General features: G+C 59.4%; 14 protein-coding genes. 10 read left to right on the top strand and 4 right to left on the bottom strand.

All coding sequences use genetic code 11. The annotated features are described in order from the left end of the window. Nucleotides 1-9: 9 nt before the first annotated feature. On the bottom strand, nucleotides 10-2289 hold the full coding sequence (locus tag SE16_RS13820; protein WP_060687752.1) for a transglutaminase TgpA family protein: 2280 nt from the start codon (nucleotides 2287-2289) through the stop codon (nucleotides 10-12). A gap of 284 nt (nucleotides 2290-2573) precedes the next feature. On the opposite strand from SE16_RS13820, the gene fusA reads away from it, so the two are divergent. Next, complete coding sequence (gene fusA / locus SE16_RS13815) at nucleotides 2574-4649, top strand: elongation factor G (protein WP_054492716.1); 2076 nt, start codon at nucleotides 2574-2576, stop codon at nucleotides 4647-4649. 67 nt (nucleotides 4650-4716) lie between these two features. Here the strand turns inward: fusA and rny are convergent, their stop codons facing one another. From rny to recA, 3 genes are all read right to left on the bottom strand, one after another. After that, complete coding sequence (gene rny, locus SE16_RS13810) at nucleotides 4717-6282, bottom strand: ribonuclease Y (protein WP_054492717.1); 1566 nt, start codon at nucleotides 6280-6282, stop codon at nucleotides 4717-4719. A 5-nt stretch (nucleotides 6283-6287) separates the two neighbouring features. After that, entirely contained in the window at nucleotides 6288-6965 is a 678-nt protein-coding gene (locus SE16_RS13805; RefSeq protein WP_054492718.1) for a regulatory protein RecX, read from the bottom strand. A gap of 91 nt (nucleotides 6966-7056) precedes the next feature. Then, a complete protein-coding gene (recA, locus tag SE16_RS13800) occupies nucleotides 7057-8115 on the bottom strand; it encodes a recombinase RecA (RefSeq protein WP_054492719.1) in 1059 nt (352 codons plus the stop codon). A gap of 137 nt (nucleotides 8116-8252) precedes the next feature. Here recA and pgmB point away from each other — a divergent pair, with 137 nt between their 5' ends. The 9 genes from pgmB (at nucleotide 8253) to SE16_RS13760 (ending at nucleotide 20457) form a co-directional block, all read left to right on the top strand. Continuing rightward, on the top strand, nucleotides 8253-8915 hold the full coding sequence (pgmB, locus tag SE16_RS13795; RefSeq protein WP_060687750.1) for a beta-phosphoglucomutase: 663 nt from the start codon (nucleotides 8253-8255) through the stop codon (nucleotides 8913-8915). Between the two features lie 57 nt (nucleotides 8916-8972). Next, a complete protein-coding gene (locus SE16_RS13790; RefSeq protein WP_060687748.1) occupies nucleotides 8973-10751 on the top strand; it encodes an ABC transporter ATP-binding protein in 1779 nt (592 codons plus the stop codon). Nucleotides 10752-10789: 38 nt separating this feature from the next. Beyond that, nucleotides 10790-12616, top strand: coding sequence for an ABC transporter ATP-binding protein (locus SE16_RS13785; protein ID WP_060687745.1), 1827 nt, complete (start codon nucleotides 10790-10792; stop codon nucleotides 12614-12616). A gap of 148 nt (nucleotides 12617-12764) precedes the next feature. Beyond that, complete coding sequence (locus tag SE16_RS16080) at nucleotides 12765-12911, top strand: hypothetical protein (RefSeq protein WP_160316964.1); 147 nt, start codon at nucleotides 12765-12767, stop codon at nucleotides 12909-12911. Between the two features lie 120 nt (nucleotides 12912-13031). After that, nucleotides 13032-16310 carry a C25 family cysteine peptidase gene (locus SE16_RS13780; protein WP_054492715.1) on the top strand — a complete coding sequence of 1093 codons (3279 nt, stop codon included), beginning with the start codon at nucleotides 13032-13034 and terminating at the stop codon, nucleotides 16308-16310. Further along, nucleotides 16307-16804, top strand: coding sequence for a S24/S26 family peptidase (locus tag SE16_RS13775; protein ID WP_054492714.1), 498 nt, complete (start codon nucleotides 16307-16309; stop codon nucleotides 16802-16804). The genes SE16_RS13780 and SE16_RS13775 overlap by 4 nt, the downstream gene beginning before the upstream one ends. 37 nt (nucleotides 16805-16841) lie before the next feature. After that, nucleotides 16842-17117, top strand: coding sequence for a PqqD family protein (locus SE16_RS16075; protein ID WP_054492713.1), 276 nt, complete (start codon nucleotides 16842-16844; stop codon nucleotides 17115-17117). Nucleotides 17118-17130: 13 nt separating this feature from the next. Further along, nucleotides 17131-18276 carry a hypothetical protein gene (locus SE16_RS16420; RefSeq protein ID WP_060687743.1) on the top strand — a complete coding sequence of 382 codons (1146 nt, stop codon included), beginning with the start codon at nucleotides 17131-17133 and terminating at the stop codon, nucleotides 18274-18276. Between the two features lie 108 nt (nucleotides 18277-18384). After that, on the top strand, nucleotides 18385-20457 hold the full coding sequence (locus tag SE16_RS13760; RefSeq protein ID WP_161804554.1) for a C25 family cysteine peptidase: 2073 nt from the start codon (nucleotides 18385-18387) through the stop codon (nucleotides 20455-20457). Nucleotide 20458: the final 1 nt, after the last annotated feature.

Below are 20458 nucleotides of genomic sequence, written 5' to 3'. Positions count from 1 at the left end.
CCGTGCCGTTCAGGCTGGGGGGCGGCGGCGCACAAGCCAGGCGACCAGGCGGTCGCGGGCTTCACGCCAGGTGGCGGAAGCGTGCGCTTCGTCTTCTTCGGTGTAGCGGTGCGGCGCGAACCGGGCTTTGTTCAGGAAGATGCTGAGGCGTGTCAGCGGTTCGCGCACTGTGGGAATGCGTTCGCCAATGGCGTGCACATATTCGCGTGGTGTTTGCCACGCATGGGGGCGTAGCCGCAGGAAGCGCCCGATGAGCACCAGTTGGTCGTAGGCTTGTTCGACGACGGGGAGTCTTTGCCAGCGGCGCGCAAGCGCCCAATAGCCCGCCAGCAGAACGAGCGCCAGCCCCCCGGCTGTGGCGATGGGAACCGCGAGCGTGCGCAAGTCGGGCGGGCGGCGCAAGGTGGCGAAGGGGTCGCTTCCGCCTTGTTCATCGGCAATCTGGCCTTCGATGTCGCGCAGGCGATCGAGTTGGTTCTCCCGCTCGGTGGGAGATTGCGCTTCCCCGTTTTGCCCCAGGGTTGTGTTGGGTTCGTTCATCTCCGGTGGGCGCGGCGGGCGGTTGAGTACCGGTTCAGCCGCTGTGGGTTCAAACTCAATCCACCCGAAGCCGGGGAAATAGACTTCCACCCAGGTATGGGCGTTCAGCCCGCGCACCTCGTACACGTGTGCGTCGGGATTGATGAGCCGACCTTGCGAATACCCCTGTGCAATCCGCGCTGGAATGCCGAGCGACCGCAACATGACCGCCATTGCCGAGGCGTAGTAGTCGCAATAGCCAGCGCGAATGTCAAACAGGAAGTAGTACACGCCGTCTTCACCCGGCGGCGGTGGTGGAATGGTCTCGTCGTAGGGGATGGTGCGCAGGTAGCGCTCGATGGCTTTGGCTTTGTCGTAGGGCGTATCAAGCCCCTCAGTCAATTCGCGTGCCAGTTGCGCCACTTCGGGCGGAACGGTGGGCGGCAAGCGCGTGTAGTGTTCGGCAATCTCCGGAGGGTAGTCGGTACCCGCCTGGCGCAAACTTTGTTCGTCGGGGTCGGGGATGGCGGCAACGGCGGTGTAGGTGTCGCCCGTCACCAGCGGCGATTTGGCGAAGAGTTGCGCCAGACCGGTGGGGGGGACTTCTTCGATGCTTTGGGCTTCCAATGCGGCGGGACCCGCCACGACGGCGCGCGCGGGGAGTGAAACTTGCACGGGTTGCTGCGGCAAGAAGAGCAAGCGCCCCGCCGGGCGAATCAGTTCCACGGCGATATCGGTGGCGATGCGCCCCTGTGCGTCGGCGATGAGGGGGATGCGTGGGTGTTCACCCGGCAAATCAATCGTGCGCGGTGTCGAGGCTTCCCACCCCAGCCCGGTGTAGGTGTCGTACACGGTGGCGCGCCAGTAGCGCCCACGTTCGGCTTGCACGTACATGATGAGGTCGTCTGAGCGGTTGAGTGGTCCGCGGAATGCCATTTCTTGCCCAAACCAGCCCCCGCTGCGGCTATTCCCGCGGTAGTTGAGCGTGGCGAACATGCGGTTCCATGTTTCTTGCGCCGCCAGCCAGGGGCGCGTCAGCCGTGCCAGCACCGGATTCAGCGTTTCGCTTTCCACGGCGGTGGGCCCTAACCATGCCAGTGCCAGCATGACGACGGCGAAGACCGTGCCATCGCGCAGAAAATCAAAGAGCACGTCTTTGCTATACTGGATACCGCGCTGTTGCCATTCGGTTTCGCGTTCCAGCAGGTGATGCCGCACGAAGAAGAGATAGCCCAACAAGAGGAAGACAATCAGGTAGAGCGTCAGGTCTTCGGGACCGTAGTAGGTGTTGATGAGTACCACCGTGCCGAGCGGAAGCAGGACGCCCCACGGGCTTCGATTGTGGAAGAACGACCAGCACGCAAAAAACGTCACCAGCCAGAGGATCGCCATCAGCGTCATGACAAAAATGGCGGTATCCGTCCCCGGTCGCCCGCTGGCAAGCACGGTTTCCGCCCAGCCTTGCACCCGCTCCCAAATCAGCAAGGTTTTTTCAGTGGCGGTCAACGCCTCGTCGGGAACGAAGCGAAACGCCAGGCTCGTGATAACACCCACCCCGGCAACAAGCGCAAGCAAGAACGCCAGCACACCGGGCAAGCGGCTTTTCGCCAGCAGGATTCCCACCACAAACGCCGCCAACACCGTGGGGGTCAGCAAATCGAGGTTGGGGCTCCAGCGGGCGGCTTGCAAGGCGCGTGCCGTCAAAAGCACCATCGCGCCCAACAGCCCGATGCTCAGCCAACCTTCGCGTGGGTGGTAGCGTGTCCGCATGTGCGCCCTCTCGTCTTCTCCGTGGGTGGTGGTTCAATTGTAGTGGGGCGTGCTCAAAGCCCAAAACGCGCTGGAAGAAGGGGCATGCCGTGCAATGTGTGATGAACGTCATACCAAAATTGTGCCTGTTCCGCAAAAAAACAGAGTTGACACACGTTGCAGAACAGGTTGGCGTGTGCTAGAATACACGCCAGCCAGTACGACTTCCGCCGTTCGATGTTTTGCGATTGACGAATGCCAACGATGGCATTCCTGAGAAACTTCATAGCGGATAGGAGGAAGGCATGAAGAAGTACGCTCCAGAACGCCTGCGCAACGTTGCGTTTGTGTCGCACGTTGGCGCAGGCAAATCCACGACGGCTGAGGCGATGCTCTTCCTGACGGGAGCGCTGACCCGTATGGGGCGCACCGAAGAAGGCAACACCGTCTCCGATTTTGACCCCGAAGAACGTGCCCGCCAGATTTCCATCAACACCTCTGTCATTCCTGTCGAATACCGTGACCACAAGTTGAATGTGCTCGATACACCGGGTTTCCTCGATTTCGCGGGAGACGCCATCAGCGCCTTGCGTGTGGCGGATGCCGCTGTGGTGGTGGTGGATGCGTCCTCGGGGCCGGAAGTGGGCACCGAGTTGATGTGGCAATACTGCAACGATCGCTCGTTGCCGCGGTTGGTCTATGTGAACAAGATGGACCGCGATACGGCGCGTTGGGAGCGTACCCTTCAACAATTGCGCGATACATTTGATGCGCGCTTCATCCCCATTCAAATTCCGATTGGGCAAGGGGCTTCCTTTGAAGGTGTGGTAGATTTGACGACGGGCAAAGCCTACTACGGCAAAGGGGATGTGCGCGACATTCCCGCCGAGTTGCAAAGCGCCGTTGAAGAAGCCCAATTCAACCTGATGGAAGCCGCCGCCGAGGCCGACGATGAATTGATTATGAAGTATCTCGACGGCGAAGAATTGACGCCTGATGAGATTGCACGCGGTTTGAAGGCGGGTGTGCAAAACGGTTCGATTGTGCCGGTGCTGTTTGGCGCGAGTGTGGAAGCCTTGGGCGTCGAACGCCTGATGGAAGCCATCGTCAACTTGTTGCCCTCGCCCGTGGAAGCGCCGCCCGAAAAAGCGGTCAACAAAGAAACGGGCGAAGAGGTCTTGCTCAGCGCCGACCCCAATGGGCCGCTGGCGGTCTTCATCTTCAAGACGCTTTCCGACCCCTACGTCGGCAAAATTTCGTTCTTCCGTGTCTTGAGCGGCACGCTCAAACCCGATATGCGCCTGTACAACCCGCGCACCAACACGGAAGAACGCATTGGGCACATTTACGTCCAGCGTGGGAAGGAGCAAATCGAAGTCAAAGAGTTGCCGGCTGGTGATATCGGTTCGGTTGCCAAGTTGGGCGAAACGCTGACGGGCGATGTGCTGTGCGACCGCTCGACGCCGCTGGAAGTGGAACCCATCAAGTTCCCGCGTCCCGTGTACTTTGTGGCTGTCTATCCCAAGTCGCAGGCGGACGTGGACAAACTCAACCAGGCGCTCACCCGCCTCACCGAAGAAGACCCCACGTTGCGTTGGGAACGCCGCACCGACACCAAGCAGACGGTGATGGGCGGTTTGGGCGACGTGCATTTGGATGTGGCGCGGGCGCGTTTGGAACAGAAGTTTGGGGTGCATGTGGAAATGGGCGCGCCCAAAGTGCCCTACAAGGAAACGATTACCGCCACGGCGACGGCGCAGTACCGCCACAAGAAGCAAACAGGCGGCGCCGGCCAGTTCGCCGAAGTGCATATGCGTGTGGAGCCGCTCCCGCGCGGTCAGGAATTTGAGTTTGCGAGTGAGATTTTTGGCGGTGCCATTTCCAGCGTCTTCCTGCCCTCGATTGAAAAGGGGATTCGCTCCGTCATGGAACAGGGGGTGCTGGCGGGCTACCCCATCGTGGACGTGAAAGCCGTTGTCTATGACGGGAAGGAGCACCCCGTGGACTCGAAGGATATCGCCTTCCAGATTGCGGGGCGCGAATGCTTCAAACTGGCGTTCAAAAACGCCAAGCCCGCGTTGCTGGAACCCATCTACAACGTGACGATTATCGTGCCCGACCAATACACGGGCGATGTGATGAGCGACCTCAACACGCGCCGCGCCCGCATTATGGGCATGGAGCAGGAACGTGGGAAGACCATCATCAAGGCGCAGGTGCCGCTGGCTGAAATGATGCGCTACGCGATTGACCTGCGTTCGATGACGCAAGGGCGCGGTTTCTACACCATGGAACCCGACCACTATGAAATCGTGCCTGATTACGTGGCGCAACAAGTGATTGCCGAGGCGCAGAAAGAAGCCGCTGAGGCGTCGCACTAGGAGCGCATGCAGAAGCAAAACGGGGCGACCGCGCGGTCGCCCCGTTTTTGTGTGCGCAGAAGCGGCTTTATTTGGCGTAGTCCACAGCGCGCGTTTCGCGAATCACAGTCACTTTGATTTGCCCAGGGTATTCCATGCTTTCCTCGATATTGCGGGCAATCTCTTTGCTCAGGCGGATAGCGGTCAAGTCGTCCACGTCGTCGGGGCGCACAATGACGCGAATTTCGCGCCCCGCCTGAATGGCATAGGCTTCTTGCACACCGTCGAAACTCTTGGCAACGTCTTCCAGCGCTTTGATGCGCTTGATGTACTGTTCCAGCGATTCGCGGCGTGCGCCCATGCGCGCCCCGCTGATCGCGTCCGCCACTTCGACGATGACCGCTTCGATGGTTTCTTGCTCCACTTCGTGGTGGTGGCTGGCGATTGCGTTGACCACCACCGGGTGGACACCGCACCGCTTGGCGATTTCAGCGCCGATAAGGGCGTGCGGCCCTTCGACTTCGTGCGTGACGGCTTTCCCGATGTCGTGCAAGAGCGCGCCTTTCTTCGCCCATTCCACATTGGCGCCCAGTTCGTGCGCCAGCAGGGTGGCGAGGCGGGCGGCTTCGATGGCGTGCGCCCACTGGTTTTGCCCGTAACTGGTGCGGAATTTGAGTTGCCCCAACAGGCGAATCAACTCGGGGTGCAAGCCACTGACGCCGACCTCGTAGGCGGCTTGCTCGCCCGCTTCGCGGATGATTTGTTCCACTTCGGCGCGGGCTTCCGCCACCACCTTTTCGATACGGGCGGGGTGAATACGCCCGTCGGCAATCAGGCGTTCCAGCGCAATGCGTGCGACTTCGCGGCGCACGGGGTCGAAACTGCTGATGGTGATGGCTTCGGGTGTATCGTCCACCACCAGGTCAACCCCCGTGGCGTTTTCGATGGCGCGGATATTGCGCCCACCACGCCCGATGATGCGCCCTTTCATGCTGTCGTCGGGGAGCGCCACGGTGGAGACAACCACGTCGTTGGTGACGTCGGTGGCCATGCGCTGAATCGCCGTCACGATGATGGCGCGCGCCTTCTTTTCGGCGATTTCGCGCGCTTCGGCTTCGCGTTCGCGCAGAATGCGCGCCATATCCTGCCGCGCTTCTTCTTCAACTTGTTGCAACAAGAGTTGGCGTGCTTCCTCGCGTGAAAGTTCGGCGACACGTTCGAGCGCGGCTTGTTGTTCCGCCACCAGGGCTTCGATTTCTTCTTCGCGCTTTTCGAGGGCTTGTTCGCGGCGGTCGAGGTTGCGGGCGCGGTTTTCCAACTGCTCTTGCCGGCGGTCGAGTTTTTCGCGCCGCTGTTGGAGTTCCTGTTCCAGGCGTTGCAGTTCGCGCCGCTGTTGCTTGAATTCGCGTTCGGCTTCATCGCGCAGGCGCACGATTTCTTCTTTGGCTTGCAGGCGCAGTTCCTGGGCTTCGGCTTTGGCTTCCTGCACCATGGCGCGGGCTTGCTGTTCCGCTTCCGTGAGCATGGATTGGACTTGTTTTTCGGTTTCCCTGAGGGCGCGTTCTTGCCCGCCACGGTAGCCCAGCCATGCGCCTACAACGGCGCCGACAAGCGCGGCGAGTAGGGCGGCTCCAATGAGTATGACGCCTTCCATAAAGTTTACTCCTCCGTGTTCCAGTGTTCGTTGTCAAAGTCGGGGCGCACGTTGTCTTGCGTGCGCAATTGCCAGTAATGGTTGACGGCGTGGCGTGCCGCCTCCCACGAGAAGCCACGCCGCGCCAGATACGACCCCAGTTTGCGCGCGAACGTGGCGTAGTCGTCAATCGTTTGCAAGCGTATCACGTAGCGCTCAGCGGCTTCAATAGCCAGTGTTCGCTCATCCAGACTGGCGTCGTCGAGCGCTGCTTCGATGGTTTCCTGCGCGACGCCCTTGCGCCGCAGTTCGCTGATGAGCGCCTGTCGCCCACGGGGGCGATGGCGGGTGCGATTTTCAATCCATTCGCGGGCAAACGCCGCGTCGTCGAGCAAGTTCAGAGCGTGCAAGCGTTGCACAACCTCTTCGACAACTTCATCGGTATAGCCATGCTTGCGCAGATACTCGCGAATTTCGCGCTCCGTGCGGGCGCGGCGTCCCAACAGCCGCAACACACGGTCGAATGCCTTGTGATACGTATCGCGCGCTTTGAGCGTGCGAATCTCATCGTCAGACAATTCCTGCCCAACACGCAGGCGCGCCGCTTCCAGGATGGCAAGCCCAAAGGCAAATTCACCATCCAGATAGACATTCACGCGCTCTTTGTTGCGCTTTTGGCGTTCGAGCCGTGTGATTTTGGGCATAAGCCTTCCTGAAAACGACAAAAGCCGTGACTATCCAGCCACGGCCGATGAACGTGGGGCGATATTTTGGGTTATAGACAACGGAAAGCGCTTAGTCGGTTGATGCGCCTGGCGGCAATGGCAATCCCGCTGCTTCGCGGATACGGCGGTCGAGTTCGTCCAGAATGTCGGGATGCTCGCGCAAGAATTGTTTGGCGTTTTCGCGCCCTTGTCCCAGGCGAATATCGCCGTAACTGTAATACGCGCCCCGCTTGGTGACAATCTCCATTTCGGTCGCAACGTCAAGCACATCTCCCGCGCGGCTGATGCCCTCGTTGTACATGATGTCGAATTGGGCTTCGCGGAAGGGGGGCGCCACTTTGTTTTTCTTCACCTTGACGAGCACGCGGTTGCCAATGATATCGCCGCCTTGCTTAATCACCTCTTTGCGGCGAATATCCATGCGCACCGAAGCGTAGAATTTGAGCGCATTGCCACCCGTGGTTGTTTCCGGGTTGCCGAAGAGCACACCGATTTTCATGCGAATCTGGTTGGTGAAGATGACCGCCGTGTTGGACTTCTTGATAGCGCCGGCCAGTTTGCGCAGTGCCTGGCTCATCAGGCGGGCTTGCAAGCCCATGTGGCTGTCGCCCATATCGCCTTCGATTTCAGCGCGTGGCACCAACGCCGCCACCGAGTCAATGACAACGACATCCACAGCCCCACTGCGCACCAGCGCCTCGGTAATTTCAAGCGCTTGTTCGCCTGTGTCGGGCTGGGAGATGTAGAGGTTTTCGACATCCACGCCACATTTGGCGGCGTAGGTGGGGTCGAAAGCGTGCTCCACGTCAATGAAGGCGGCGACACCGCCCATCTTTTGCGCTTCGGCGATGATGTGCTGGCAAAGCGTCGTCTTCCCACTCGATTCGGGACCGTAAATTTCGGTGATGCGCCCCCGTGGAATGCCGCCAATCCCCAAGGCAAGGTCCAGCGCAATCGAGCCGGTGGGGATGGCTTCCACTTGCAGGTCGGGCGCTTCCCCCAATTTCATGATGGCGCCGTCACCGAAGCGCTTTTTCAATTGTTCCAGTGTGCTTTCGAGCGCTTTTCGCTTTCCGTTGTCCACAATCCATACCCCGTTTGGTTCATCGGGTTGTGGCTGTTCTGGCATTATACTGTTTTCGGGAGCGTCTGACAAAAGGTTCCCCTAACTTGTGTTGAATGGGCAACATTTGGGCGTCTTTGATGTTTGAAGACTGCACTCCGTGGTACAATCCTGTTTGATCAAGCGGAAGCGAGGTGAAAACAATGAAGGTACAGGCTGTGATTTTCGATTTGGATGGCGTATTGACCGATACCGCCGAGGGGCATTATCTCTCTTGGCAACGGGTGTGCGACGAAGAGGGTATCCCCTTCACACGGCAGATGAATGAACAGTTGCGCGGGCGGCGTCGTGCGGATTCTTTGCGGCTGATTTTGGGCGAGCGACAGGTGGATGAGGCGACGTTCAATGCCATCCTGGCACGCAAAAACGCTTACTACCTTGAATATCTCGAAACGTTGACGCCTGAGGCGCTGTTGCCTGGCATTCCCCAGTTGTTGGATGCTTTGGACGCCGCGGGAATTCCCTATGCGGTGGGAAGCGCCAGCCGCAACGCGCGGCGTGTGCTGGCGCAGTTAGGAGTGTTGGAGCGGTTTGCGTTTGTGGGCGATGGCAACACGGTGGCGCGCGCCAAACCCGCCCCCGACCTGTTCCTGGCGATTGCCCAGGCGCTTGATGTGTCGCCTGCGGCTTCTGTGGTGGTGGAAGACGCACAGGCGGGCGTAGAAGCCGCATTGCGTGGCGGGTTTGGCGTGGTGGGGGTGGGACCCGCCGAGCGGGTGGGGGCGGCGCATGTGGTAGTGCCGGATACGGCGGCGCTCTCGCTCGATTGTTTGCAGGAAGCGTTGAAGCGGCGTCAATTTGCCTAAATAGTTCGCCATGCTAACATTGCCGGCTGTAAGCCGACCGGAAGATGAGGAGAACGGATGACGACCGCGACGCTTTCACACGCTTCTGAATTCAATATTCCAACGCCCTATGAGACCGACAAACGGTCGCCCGCGCGTTGGCTTTTTTCACATGCTCGCCGCCACTGGGTGTTTATTTTGATGGCGATGATTGGCGCATTTGGGAACGCCGCCCTGGCGGCGGCGGTTCCCGTGCTGGTGGGGCGTGCCTTCAATGGGATTTTGAGCGGTGCTGAACCCAAAGCGTTGCTCTTGCAGACGGGCGTCTTGCTGGTCAGCACGCAGGGCATTCGCGCTATCTTGCAGTTGGGGCGCAATTTTGGCGCTGAGTTGATTGGGCAGCGGTTGGAGCGCGATATTCGCAACGAGTTGTATGTGAGCCTGCTGGGCAAGAGCATGACGTTCCACAACTTGCAGCCCGTGGGCGACACGATGGCGCGCGCCACCAACGACGTGCGCGAAATCAACCTCATGTTCAACCCGGGCTTCAATCTCATTCTCGGTTCCGCGAACTTCCTGTTTATGCCTGTGCTGGTTGCGCCACGGTATCATCCCAGCCTCGTGTTGGTCCCGCTGGGCTTTATCGTCGCCTACTTCATCGCCGTGGTGCGCTACCTGCGCCAGTTGCAACCCGTCACCACAGAGGTGCGCGAGGCGTTTGGGGCGCTCAACGCGCGGCTGGCGGAAGCGCTCGATGGGATTGAGACGGTGAAGGGGACCGCACAGGAAGAAGCCGAATTGTCGCGGCTGGAAGCGCTGGCGCGCCGGTTTCGCGATGCCTACGTGCGCCAGGGGGAGATTGAAGCGCGGTTTACGCCTTTGCTGCTGTTGGGGTTGGCGCAAGGGCTGGGCTTTTTTCACGCGGTCTGGCTCTACCGTGCGGGGGCGCTGGCGATTGGCGATATTGTGACGTATGTCGGGTTGCTCAACCTGTTCGGCTTCCCCACCTTCGTTTCGCTCTTCGCCTATTCGCAAGCCTCGACGGGCTATTCGGCGGCGCGCCGCATTTTGGAACTCATCACGCGCGAAACCAATCTGGACGAAAACGTGGATGGCTACGCCGGCAAGATGCGCGGCGAGATTGAGTTTCGGCATGTCTGGTTTCAGTATGACGAACACCAGGCGCCGGTTTTGCGCGATATTACCTTCCATGTCCAGCCTGGGCAGACGGTAGCGATTGTGGGGCAAACGGGGGCGGGAAAAACGACGCTGGTCAAACTCATCAACCGCATTTACGACGCGACGCAGGGCGATGTGCTGGTGGATGGTATCAACGTGCGCGATTGGAATCTGGAAGCCCTGCGCAGCCAGATTTCGATGATTGAGCAGGATATCTTCCTCTTCTCGCGCACCATTCGCGAAAACATTGCCTTTGGCAAGCCCGACGCGACGATGGAAGAAATCATCGCCGCGGCCAAAGCCGCGCAGGCACATGAGTTTATCATGCAGTTCAAGGATGGCTACGACACGGTGATTGGCGAGCGCGGTGTGACGTTGTCGGGGGGACAACGGCAACGTTTGGCATTGGCGCGCGCCTTTTTGACCAATCCCGCCATTCTCATTCTGGACGATTCGACCAGCGCGATTGACAGCGCCACCGAGGACAAAATTCAGCGCGCCATTTACGCGGCGTCGCAAGGGCGTACCACGATTCTCATCACGCACCGCCTTTCGCAAATTCGATGGGCGGATTTGATTGTCGTCTTGCGTAAAGGGGAAATCAGCGCCATCGGCACGCACGAAGAACTCTTGCGGACGTCGGAAGCGTATCGGCGCATTTTTGCGCGTGACGAATAACGCCTGTTTGCAAAACATTCTGCATAGTCGAGGGATGTATGGGATTTTTTGCCAGCCTGGATATTGAATCATACGACCGACAATATAGCGACCGCGAATTGATTGCAGGCATTCGCCGCTATCTGGCCCCGCATGTGCGCAAAGTGGTGACGGTGGCGGTCTTGGTTGCCTTCTTGTCGCTTGTCAGCGCGGCGGTGCCCGTGCTGATTTCGCGTGGTATTCGCGTGCTGGAAGGGGGCGATACTTCGGCGATTGTTCTGGTGCTGGGCATGGCGGTGACGGTGGCGGGTTTCCTGAATTGGGGCGTCAACTGGGCGCGCCGCCGCCTGGTGACACAAGTGGTGGGCGATGCGGTGTTGCAACTACGCACCGACGCCATGCGCGCCGTCCTCAACCACGACCTTTCGTTCTACGATCGGTATTCAACGGGGCGCGTCGTGTCGCGCATTACCTCCGACAGCAAAGACTTTGGCGAAGTGGCGGTGCTCATCACGGATGTGTTGGCGCAGGTCTTGCAGGCGCTCATCCTGGGTTCGATTCTCGTCTTCATCAACTGGCGGTTGGCGCTGGTTTTATTCGGTTTTATGCCTGTGCTCTTTCTCGTTTCCACGGGGTTGCGCGGGCTGGCGCGGCGGGTCACACGTTCCGGGATGCGCGCCATCGCCAACGTCAACGCAACAATCAAGGAAACGATTAGCGGCATTGCCGTCGCGAAGAATTTTCGCCAGGAACGCGCCATTTACGAGGAGTTTCAACGCGCCAACCAGCAGTCGTACCGCGTCAATGTGAAGCGCGGTTTTGTGCTGGCGTCGGTTTTTCCCGTGATGAATGCGTTGGGGGGTGTTGGAACGGCGTTGCTGGTGTACACCGGGGGGATGTCTGTTGCGGCGGGTGTCATTACGGCGGGAGCGTGGTATCTGTTCATCACAAGCCTTGATTATTTCTGGTTTCCGGTGATGAACATTTCGGCGTTTGCGGCGCAGGTGCAAGCGGGGTTGTCCGCCGCCGAACGCATTTTCTCGCTCATCGAAGCCGAGCCGGCCGTCATTCAGACCGACAACCGCCCCGTCCCGCCGCTCAAAGGCGACATTCGCCTGGAAGATGTTACCTTCCGCTATTCCGAAAAAGAGACGGTGCTGGAACACTTCAATTTGCATATCCGCCCTGGGGAAACGGTGGCGCTTGTTGGGCATACCGGCGCGGGCAAATCTTCGATTGCGAAACTGGTGGCGCGTTTTTATGAATTCCAGGGGGGGCGTATCCTCATTGACGGCATGGATATTCGCACCCTTGATTTGCACGCGTACCGTCGCCAATTGGGGATTGTCTCGCAAGTGCCTTTTCTGTTTAGTGGAACAGTGGCTGACAATATCCGGTACGCGCGCCCCGAAGCCACAGATGACGAAATTCTGGAAATGGCGCACCGCATTGGGAACGGGGAATGGTTGGAAACCTTGCCGAACGGCTTGCAGACCGAAGTTGGGGAACGGGGAAGCCGTCTCTCGATGGGGCAGCGCCAGTTGGTTGCGCTCATGCGTGTGCTCATTCAGCGCCCCGCCATTTTCATTTTGGATGAAGCCACTGCGAGCGTGGACCCCTTCACGGAGTGGCAGATTCAGCAGGCGTTGGACCTTGTGTTGGCGCGTACAACGGCTATCGTTATTGCCCATCGTCTCTCAACGATCAAAGCCGCTGACCGCATTATCGTTTTGCAGAAAGGGCGGATTATCGAAGAAGGGACCCATGAGGCGCTTCTGGCACAAGGTGGGCATTATGCTGAGTTGTACAACACCTACTTCCGTCATCAGAGTCTCGAATATGTGGAAGAAGCCCGTGAGCGCTTTGAGCAAGCAGAAGATGGATAAAATGCCTAGATGAAAATGCGGGCTTTCCAACAAAAGTCTAGTTTTTGGAAAAAAAGTCCCCCAAAAGCCTTGACTTTTATGTGGTAATAGTGTATTCTAAGCAATGTCCTTATCCAGTAAACCCCTTTTGTCCCTGAAGGAGGAGCATATGTCGCACAATGAAAGAATGAGCCAGCAGGAACGCCGCCCCTACGAGCCCCCGCAAATTATCGAGGAATTGGAACTGACGACGCGCGCTGGTTCACCTATCAGCAAACCCGATGATGAATTGGACTTGTTTGGCTTGGGTGAATAACCGCGCCTCTTACAGTTTTCCATCTCAATGCTTCAGGAAACCCCTGAAGCATTTCTTTTTCCCCGCCGGGTACCCTGCTAAGGTCGTTGGCATGTTGGCATAATCGAAAGTGAGGCCTTTATGCGTACTCGTTTTTGGCTTTTTTTCTGCACGCTTGGGTTCCTGGGATTGATGCTCTTTGCACCCTTGTTTTTGCCTGTGACGGAGGCGTTTCAGCGCCCCCCGCAGACGCTTGTTGTTGACGTCCAGACGCCTGACGCAACGCGCTTGATTGTTCGTCTGGAAGTGCCGGAGCCGCAATTGACGCTGCAGCAGGAAGGGGCGTCAACGTTCACGCAGGTCATGCTGGATGGGGCGGACATCAAGCATGAGCCGGGGATGCCGGCTTTGCCACGCCTCGCTTACCTCGTCGGGTTGCCGCCGGAAGGAAGCGCGCGTGTGATTCTGCGGGCGGCTGATGTGGAAACCATTGCCCTGGACGCTCCGCCATTGCCCTCACTCGAACCGGCGCGCCAGGAAGCGGAATGGGCGCCAGGGCGGTTGGCGCGTGGCGCGCTTGCCCGCTCGATACTGGCGGCGCAGCCCTTGTGGCCGGCGTTGCCTGTGGTGTTGCGCGATGAAGCCTGGGTACGCTCTCAGCGCGTGGCGCGCCTGGAAATTGCGCCTGTGCAGTATGATGCCCGTGCGAACACCTTGCGCTGGTATCGCTCGCTGGAAGTGGAAGTGCTCTTTGACGGCGTTTCTTCCGCGCAAACATCCTCAGCCTCAGTGCAAAATACACCTTTCGACCAGATTCTGGCCGCCAGCCTCTTGAACGCTGAACAAGCACAGGCCTGGCGCACATCACAACCGCCTGTGGCAGCGACGCAAACCACAACCTCGTTGGGACCACGCTACAAGATTGAAGTGAATGAAGACGGTCTCTACCGCCTGACCTATGCCGACCTGGTGGCGGCGGGGTTCGACCCCACGGGCGTTGATCCGCACTTCTTCCGTATGGTGCACCAGGACCAGGATGTGGCGATTCTGGTGGAAGGGGAAGCCGACGGGCAGTTCGACCCCGGCGATGCCATTCTTTTCTACGGCCAACGCTATGTCGGCGATATCACCAATCAGGAGCATTACACCTCGACGAATGCGTATTGGCTGCTTGTGGATGATACCCCCGGCTTGCGTATGACCACGAGCGACGCTGCGCCGTCCGGTTCCGCGCAAGTGGTGACCAGCCATGAAACCACGGCGACTTTCGATGCCGCGAATGTCTATTGGTCGTGGCACTTTGCCGACGGTGGGTATACCACGCCTCAAGAAACATTCTTTGCCGAGAAAATCGCCATCAACACCTTTGGGACACCTGTTGCGACGCGCACGTACACGCTCACGCTGCATGCCGTTGCCGATGAGCCGTTTTCGGCGACGTTGTCGGCTTCTGCGATTGGCTATTCGACGGTGGGCAATCGCCGCGCGGCGTATACCGTCAATGGGGCGTCGCCAACGATAAGCACGACATGGATGTTCCGTAATCGCGGCACTGCACAGGGGCAGATTCCGGGCAGCGTGTTGGTGGATGGCGTCAATAGTGTGCAGGCTGTTTTTACGCAACTGACAACCGGCGCGGATACGATTTACTTTGACGATATTGTCCTGACATACCGCCAGGCCTTGCAAGCCAATAACGACCTGTTGCTCTTCAATGGGAATGGTGTTGGCACCTGGGAGTACCATGTAGATGGCTTTTCGGGGAGCGATATCCGCGTGTTTGATATCACTGTCCCGACAACCCCCATTTTGCTTACCAGCACCCAACAAGCGCCAACGTCCAATGGGTATCAGGTGGCGTTTGAGCGCAACCATGGTCCGACGCAACGCTTTGCCGCCGTAGGACCCACCGGCTACAAACAGCCGCTGCGTGTTTCCTACTACGAGCCGCCCGATTTGAAGAGCACAACCAACGGTGCAGACTACATTGTCATTACGCACCGCGCTTTCATGACGCAAGCGCAGGCGCTGGCGGCGTATCGTGCGGGGCAGGGGTTACGCACGAAGGTGGTGGATGTCGAAGACCTTTACAATGAATTCAATGATGGGCGTTGGGGACCGGCGGCGATTCGCAATTTCCTGGCGTATGCCTACGAAAACTGGCAAGCCCCGCCGCCCACGTATGTTGTGCTCTTTGGGTATGGGCACTGGAACGGGCAGGGGTTTGACGCCTATCCTCACCCCACCAATTTCTTGCCGCCCAACATGACATGGGCAGACCCCTGGCAGGGCGAGGTGGATAGCGCTAACCGCCTTGTTGCCGTTGTCGGCGATGATATTTTGCCCGATATGCTTGTGGGGCGCATTGTGGTTTCCGATTCGGTGGGGGCGTGGGCGGTTGTGAGCAAGACCATCGCGTATGAACAGGCTGGCTGGCAGCCCTACCAGCAACGCGTCACCTTCGTGGCTGACAATAACGATGACGCCGGCAATTTTGTGGCGTTTAGCGAAAGCGCCATTGCCCGCATTACGTCCACACATCCCTCGTATGCGGTTGACCGCTTTTACCTTGATGAATACAAAGCGCAAGGTCTCTGCGCCAGTGGTCAATGTGCCGCATTGACTGAAGATTTGACGCGCACATTGACTGTTTCGGGTACACAATTTCTTTCGTATGTAGGGCATGCCTCTGTTGACAGATGGGCGCATGAATACCTGATGGATGTCGAGACGGCGGAGGCGCTCCAAAACGGGCCTCGGCTGCCGATTGTGCTTTCAATGGACTGCCTGGATGGCTACTACTTCTACCCCGGCAAGATGAGTTTGGCGCAGACCTTTATTCAGAACCCAAATGGCGGCGCGGTGGCGACCTTCTCGCCGACGGGGTTGGGCGTGGCGACCGGACATGCCATCATGCAGGAAGCCATGTTCGACGCCATGTGGCGCGACGGTGAATGGACGCTGGGGCAGGCGGCGCTGGTTGGCAAATTGGCCTTGTACGCCAGTGGGTGGAGTTACGATTTGATTGACACGTTCACGATTTATGGCGACCCGGCGTTGCAGATTCCCACAGGCTTTGATGTGGCGCTTTCGCCGGCAAGTGCCGAGATGACAACTGGCGGTGGGCAAAATGTGGCGTATACACTCGTTTTGACGAATGCGGGGCACTTCACGGATACCTTTGACCTTTCGGTAAGCGGCAATACCTGGCCGACAACAGTTGCGCCGATGAGTATCACGCTCGCGCCGGCTGTCACGACGACGCTCAATGTGACCGTGAGTGTGCCTCTCATGCCCGCAACGGTCTCGGATACGGTGATTGTGCGAGCCCAATCGCGCGGTGATACATCCAAATACGCCGAAGCCACGCTCATCACCAACGTGCTGTATCGCGTATTCGCGCCGCTGATTGTCCGATGATGCAGACAAGCCGCGATCTCATCACACTCGTTGCCGAAACGCTCCAGCACGGCCATGTGGTCACGCTGACGGTGGTGAGCGGGAGCATGCGCCCCGCCTTGCGCGTGGGCGACCGTGTGCGTGTGGAACCGGCCACACCCGCCACCGTGCGCTTTGGCGACGTCGTTGTGCTGGATACGGGCGATGACCTGCTCACGCACCGCTTTCTGGGCTGGCGTCAGGGGCGCATGCTCACAAAAGGCGACGCCCTGATGGCGGCTGATACGTTTCCCCGCCCCCCGCGCCTCATTGGGCGTGTGGTGGGCTATGAGCGCAATGGCGTCTATCGTGATTGGCGCACCCCGCGCGCGCGGTGGGGGCATTGGGCGCTTGGGCAAGTTGGCTACTTTGCTCTACAATGTGCGCGATTGCAACGCCCCGCCCCTTTGCATTGGCTCGTTCAAAAAGGGTGGCGTGCGCTTGGAATGGTGTGCGTTTACGTCGCTCGCCTCTAGCAATACAGTTCGCAATTCAGAAGGAGGAGAAGGCACTATGCTCTCTTTGGAAAGCGTTCCCGCCGTGGCGGCTGGCGTCGTTTCACGCGACGCCGACGGAGACGCCGTGATCGTGCATGCGCGCAGTGGGAAAGTCAACGTGGTCAACCATGTTGGCGCATTCATTTGGAACCAGATTGATGGCCGCAAAAGCGTGCAGGATATTATCGAACATGTGGTGCGCACGTTCAACGTTTCGCCTGAGCAGGCGCGTCAAGATACCATAGCATTTTTGCAATCGCTGGCGGAACGCAATCTCATCACGCTTGAATAAGGAGACGCAATTCGTGCGGCAAACAGGCAAGTTTTTCATAGGTGCGGCGCTCATTCTCTTGGCGGGCTTTGTGCTGGTGGCGCAGACGTGGAGCGCGGTCACATTGCAGTATTTCCGCGCCACCGACCAGGGCGGCAGTGTGCTGGTCGAGTGGGAAACCGCCACCGAGTTCGATAACGTGGGCTTTTTTGTGCACCGCACGACGTCGGACACGGCTTTCCCCGATGACAGCACCCGCGTCAGCCCGTTCATTCCAGCGCAGGGGGATGGGCAAACCGGCGCGTACTACGCATGGACTGACACGGATATCCAAATCGGCCAGGTCTATTACTACTGGCTTGAGGATATCAACGCCTCGAACCAGTCCACCTACCACTCGCCGCCGGTTCTCGTCATTCCCGGCGCCGCCCCGACGCCCACACCAAGCCCCACCCCTGCACCCAGCGCGACGCCGACCCCTACGCCGCCGCCCACCGCCACCCCGACACCGACACCAACACCCAGCGCCACACCCACGCCGACCCACACACCCTCACCGACAGCGACGCGTACACCGACGCGCACGCCAACGCGCACGCCAACCCCAACCAAGACCAATACGCCACAGCCCAACAGTACACCGACGCATACGCCAACCCCCACGCGCACACCGACATCCACACCGTCGCCAACCGTCACGAATACACCGCCGCCGGGGAGCACGCCCACCCATACGCCGACGCCGACCCGCACGCCGACCAAAACCAGAACACCCGTGCCAAGCCCAACCTCGCGGGCGGTTGGGGCGCCTGTTGACGCCACCGCAACGCCGTCGCCGAGGGCGTCCACTGCGCCCAACGCTTCACCCACCCCGACACCGACCGCGCCGCCCACCGAGCAACTGGAAGCCGCCTACCCGGCGCCTATTCCAACGCCCACCTTGCTCGTCAGCGCCGTGACGGACGAAGGCGAAACGGTGATTGCGATGCCGGCGGTGGACGCGCCGCCTGCTGGTGATGCGCCCTCGGCGCGTCCGCTTATCAGCGCTTCGCCCCCGCTCCCCTCGTCCCCATGGACGCCTTTCTTGCGCCTTGCCGGTATCGCGCTACTGGTCTTTTCGCTTTTGGGGCTTGGCATTGTTGGGCGATATGTCGCACGCTCCATCAACCCACGCGAGTGAGAGACATCTATGCTGAAAAACGTTCGTTCTGTTGTGCTCATCGTCTTGTTGACAAGTTGGTTCAGCCTTGCCTGTCGTGCCAATTCTTCAACAACCGAGACGAATACGGTGTCGAACACATCGGCGCCCGAATCTGCCGGCTCTTCTGCGGGCGTGGTGACACAAACCCCGCAGAAACTGTTCCTCGCCGAAGAAGGCCTCTACGTGGTGGAGATAGCCGACGGCGCGCAGGGCGCAGTCGTGCAAAGCCCCGATGGGCAAATTCCGACCCTTTTTGAACAAGGACGGCTCTACTTCTGGGGAGAACCATCAACCAGCCGGTACAGCGCCGCAAACGTCTATCGGCTCACGTTCGACGGCACACCTCTCACCTTCCCCGCGCAGGATGCCGCTCCCGATGCCGGGGCGTCGGTGCCCTTCTACCTGCACACGCTCTCTTTGGAAGAAAACACCCTCTACGAACCCGAAATCCAGGAAGGCGACCACTGGTTTTGGGCGTATTTGCCCGCTCCCAACACGCTTGAAACCACATTCCAGGCGGACGCCGTCGTGCCGGAGGCTGAAGGTTGGGCGGAACTCACACTCCATGCGGTGACTGACGCCCCCACCTTGTCGCCCGACCATCATGTGCGCCTCTTCATCAACGATACACTTGTGGCCGAAGCGTCGTGGGACGGCAAGGGTGCCTACACGCTCCGAGGCGCTCTTCCTGCGGGAACGGTGCGCACTGGTGAGAACAGCGTGCGCGTGGAATTGCCCGGCGACCTTGACGTCATCGCCGACATTGTCTATGTGAACACCATCATGCTGGCGTACCCGCGTCGGTTTGTGCTGAATGAAGCGCCGCTGCTCTTCACCCCAACCCAGGCGGGTGTGGTGCAAGTTGAAGGCGTTGACGGAACCCCGCTGGTGCTCGACCTGAGCACCGCGCCGCCGTCTCGCCTGGAAGGCGTGCAGCATGATGGGCAAACCCTCACCTTCCGCGTGGAAGCCGACCATCGCTACGCGGTGGCAACTCTGGAAATGGCGCGCGCCCCCATGCGAATCACACCGCTGGCAGTGCAACCCGACTTGCGCGCGTTGACCGGCGCCGACTACGTGGCCGTTGGACCTCAGGATTTGCTCGATGCGCTCCAACCCTTGCTCGACCATCGCCGTTCCCAGGGGCTCACCCCGTTGGCTGTCCCGGTTGAAGCCATCTACGACCAATTTGGCAACGGTTTGCCTGAACCCGAACCCATCCGCGAATTTGTGCGCTACGCTGTTGACCATTGGTCGCCTGCGCCGCGTTTCCTGGTGTTGGTCGGCGATGCGACATATGACATGCGCGGCTATATCGCGCCACCAGAGGCAAACCGTCTGCCGACTTTCCTCACCTGGACGGTGTACGGGGGAGAAACCGCCACGGACGTACCCTTTGCCAATGTGGATGACGACCCCGCGCCTGATATTGCCGTCGGCCGTATTCCGGCGCGCACGCCTGAACAAGTGCGCACGCTTGTGGAGAAGACCATCCGCTTTGAGGAAACACATGTGGCGGCAACCACGCCGCGTGTTCTGGCTGTTGCCGATGGGCGCGAGCCGAGTTTCGCCAATGATGCGCAAGCCTTTCTCGACCGGATACAAACCGCCTACCAGACCGACCTCTACACGCCGCCGCCCGACACTCCCAATGCCGACGCCCCCTTGCTCGAACGCTTGAACGAAGGCGCGTTCATTACCGCCTACTTTGGGCATGGCAGCGTCACCCAATGGGGGCGTGACCACATTTTCGACGTGGACGATGCGCAACAATTGCGCAACGCCACCTTGCCCGTCTTCCTCAACTTCACCTGTCTCACGGGCTTCTTCATTCATCCTGAGGTTGAATCCCTGACGGAAACCTTGCTCTGGCAACCGGATGGCGGCATTGTGGCCGCCCTTGCGCCTACGAGCCTGACCTTGCCGAGCGACCAGCAATTCCTTTCCAACCCATTGGCAACCTTTTTGGCGGAACGCCGCTATGCTACCCTGGGCGAACTTCTGTTGGCGGCACAGCAAAGCGCCGTGCCGCAATCAAGTGAAGGTGAAGGCGTGCCGGTGGTACAAACCGGCGTCCAAGATGTGCTCAACACCTTTTTGTTGCTGGGCGATCCGGCGTTGCGTCTCTTTGACGAAACCGCTACGGCTTCTGGAGGGTAAG

The organism is Ardenticatena maritima (genome assembly GCF_001306175.1).
GTDB lineage: Bacteria > Chloroflexota > Anaerolineae > Ardenticatenales > Ardenticatenaceae > Ardenticatena > Ardenticatena maritima.
The sequence above is the reverse complement of the archived record's forward strand: the minus strand, read 5'-3'. Positions and strand labels throughout refer to the sequence as shown.

Bases quoted from the DNA above. Each gene is read 5' to 3' on its own strand.
- SE16_RS13820 (WP_060687752.1), bottom strand. From the start codon at position 2,289: ATGCGGACACGCTACCACCCACGCGAAGGTTGGCTGAGCATCGGGCTG.
- fusA (WP_054492716.1), top strand. From the start codon at position 2,574: ATGAAGAAGTACGCTCCAGAACGCCTGCGCAACGTTGCGTTTGTGTCG.
- rny (WP_054492717.1), bottom strand. From the start codon at position 6,282: ATGGAAGGCGTCATACTCATTGGAGCCGCCCTACTCGCCGCGCTTGTC.
- SE16_RS13805 (WP_054492718.1), bottom strand. From the start codon at position 6,965: ATGCCCAAAATCACACGGCTCGAACGCCAAAAGCGCAACAAAGAGCGC.
- recA (WP_054492719.1), bottom strand. From the start codon at position 8,115: ATGCCAGAACAGCCACAACCCGATGAACCAAACGGGGTATGGATTGTG.
- pgmB (WP_060687750.1), top strand. From the start codon at position 8,253: ATGAAGGTACAGGCTGTGATTTTCGATTTGGATGGCGTATTGACCGAT.
- SE16_RS13790 (WP_060687748.1), top strand. From the start codon at position 8,973: ATGACGACCGCGACGCTTTCACACGCTTCTGAATTCAATATTCCAACG.
- SE16_RS13785 (WP_060687745.1), top strand. From the start codon at position 10,790: ATGGGATTTTTTGCCAGCCTGGATATTGAATCATACGACCGACAATAT.
- SE16_RS16080 (WP_160316964.1), top strand. From the start codon at position 12,765: ATGTCGCACAATGAAAGAATGAGCCAGCAGGAACGCCGCCCCTACGAG.
- SE16_RS13780 (WP_054492715.1), top strand. From the start codon at position 13,032: ATGCGTACTCGTTTTTGGCTTTTTTTCTGCACGCTTGGGTTCCTGGGA.
- SE16_RS13775 (WP_054492714.1), top strand. From the start codon at position 16,307: ATGATGCAGACAAGCCGCGATCTCATCACACTCGTTGCCGAAACGCTC.
- SE16_RS16075 (WP_054492713.1), top strand. From the start codon at position 16,842: ATGCTCTCTTTGGAAAGCGTTCCCGCCGTGGCGGCTGGCGTCGTTTCA.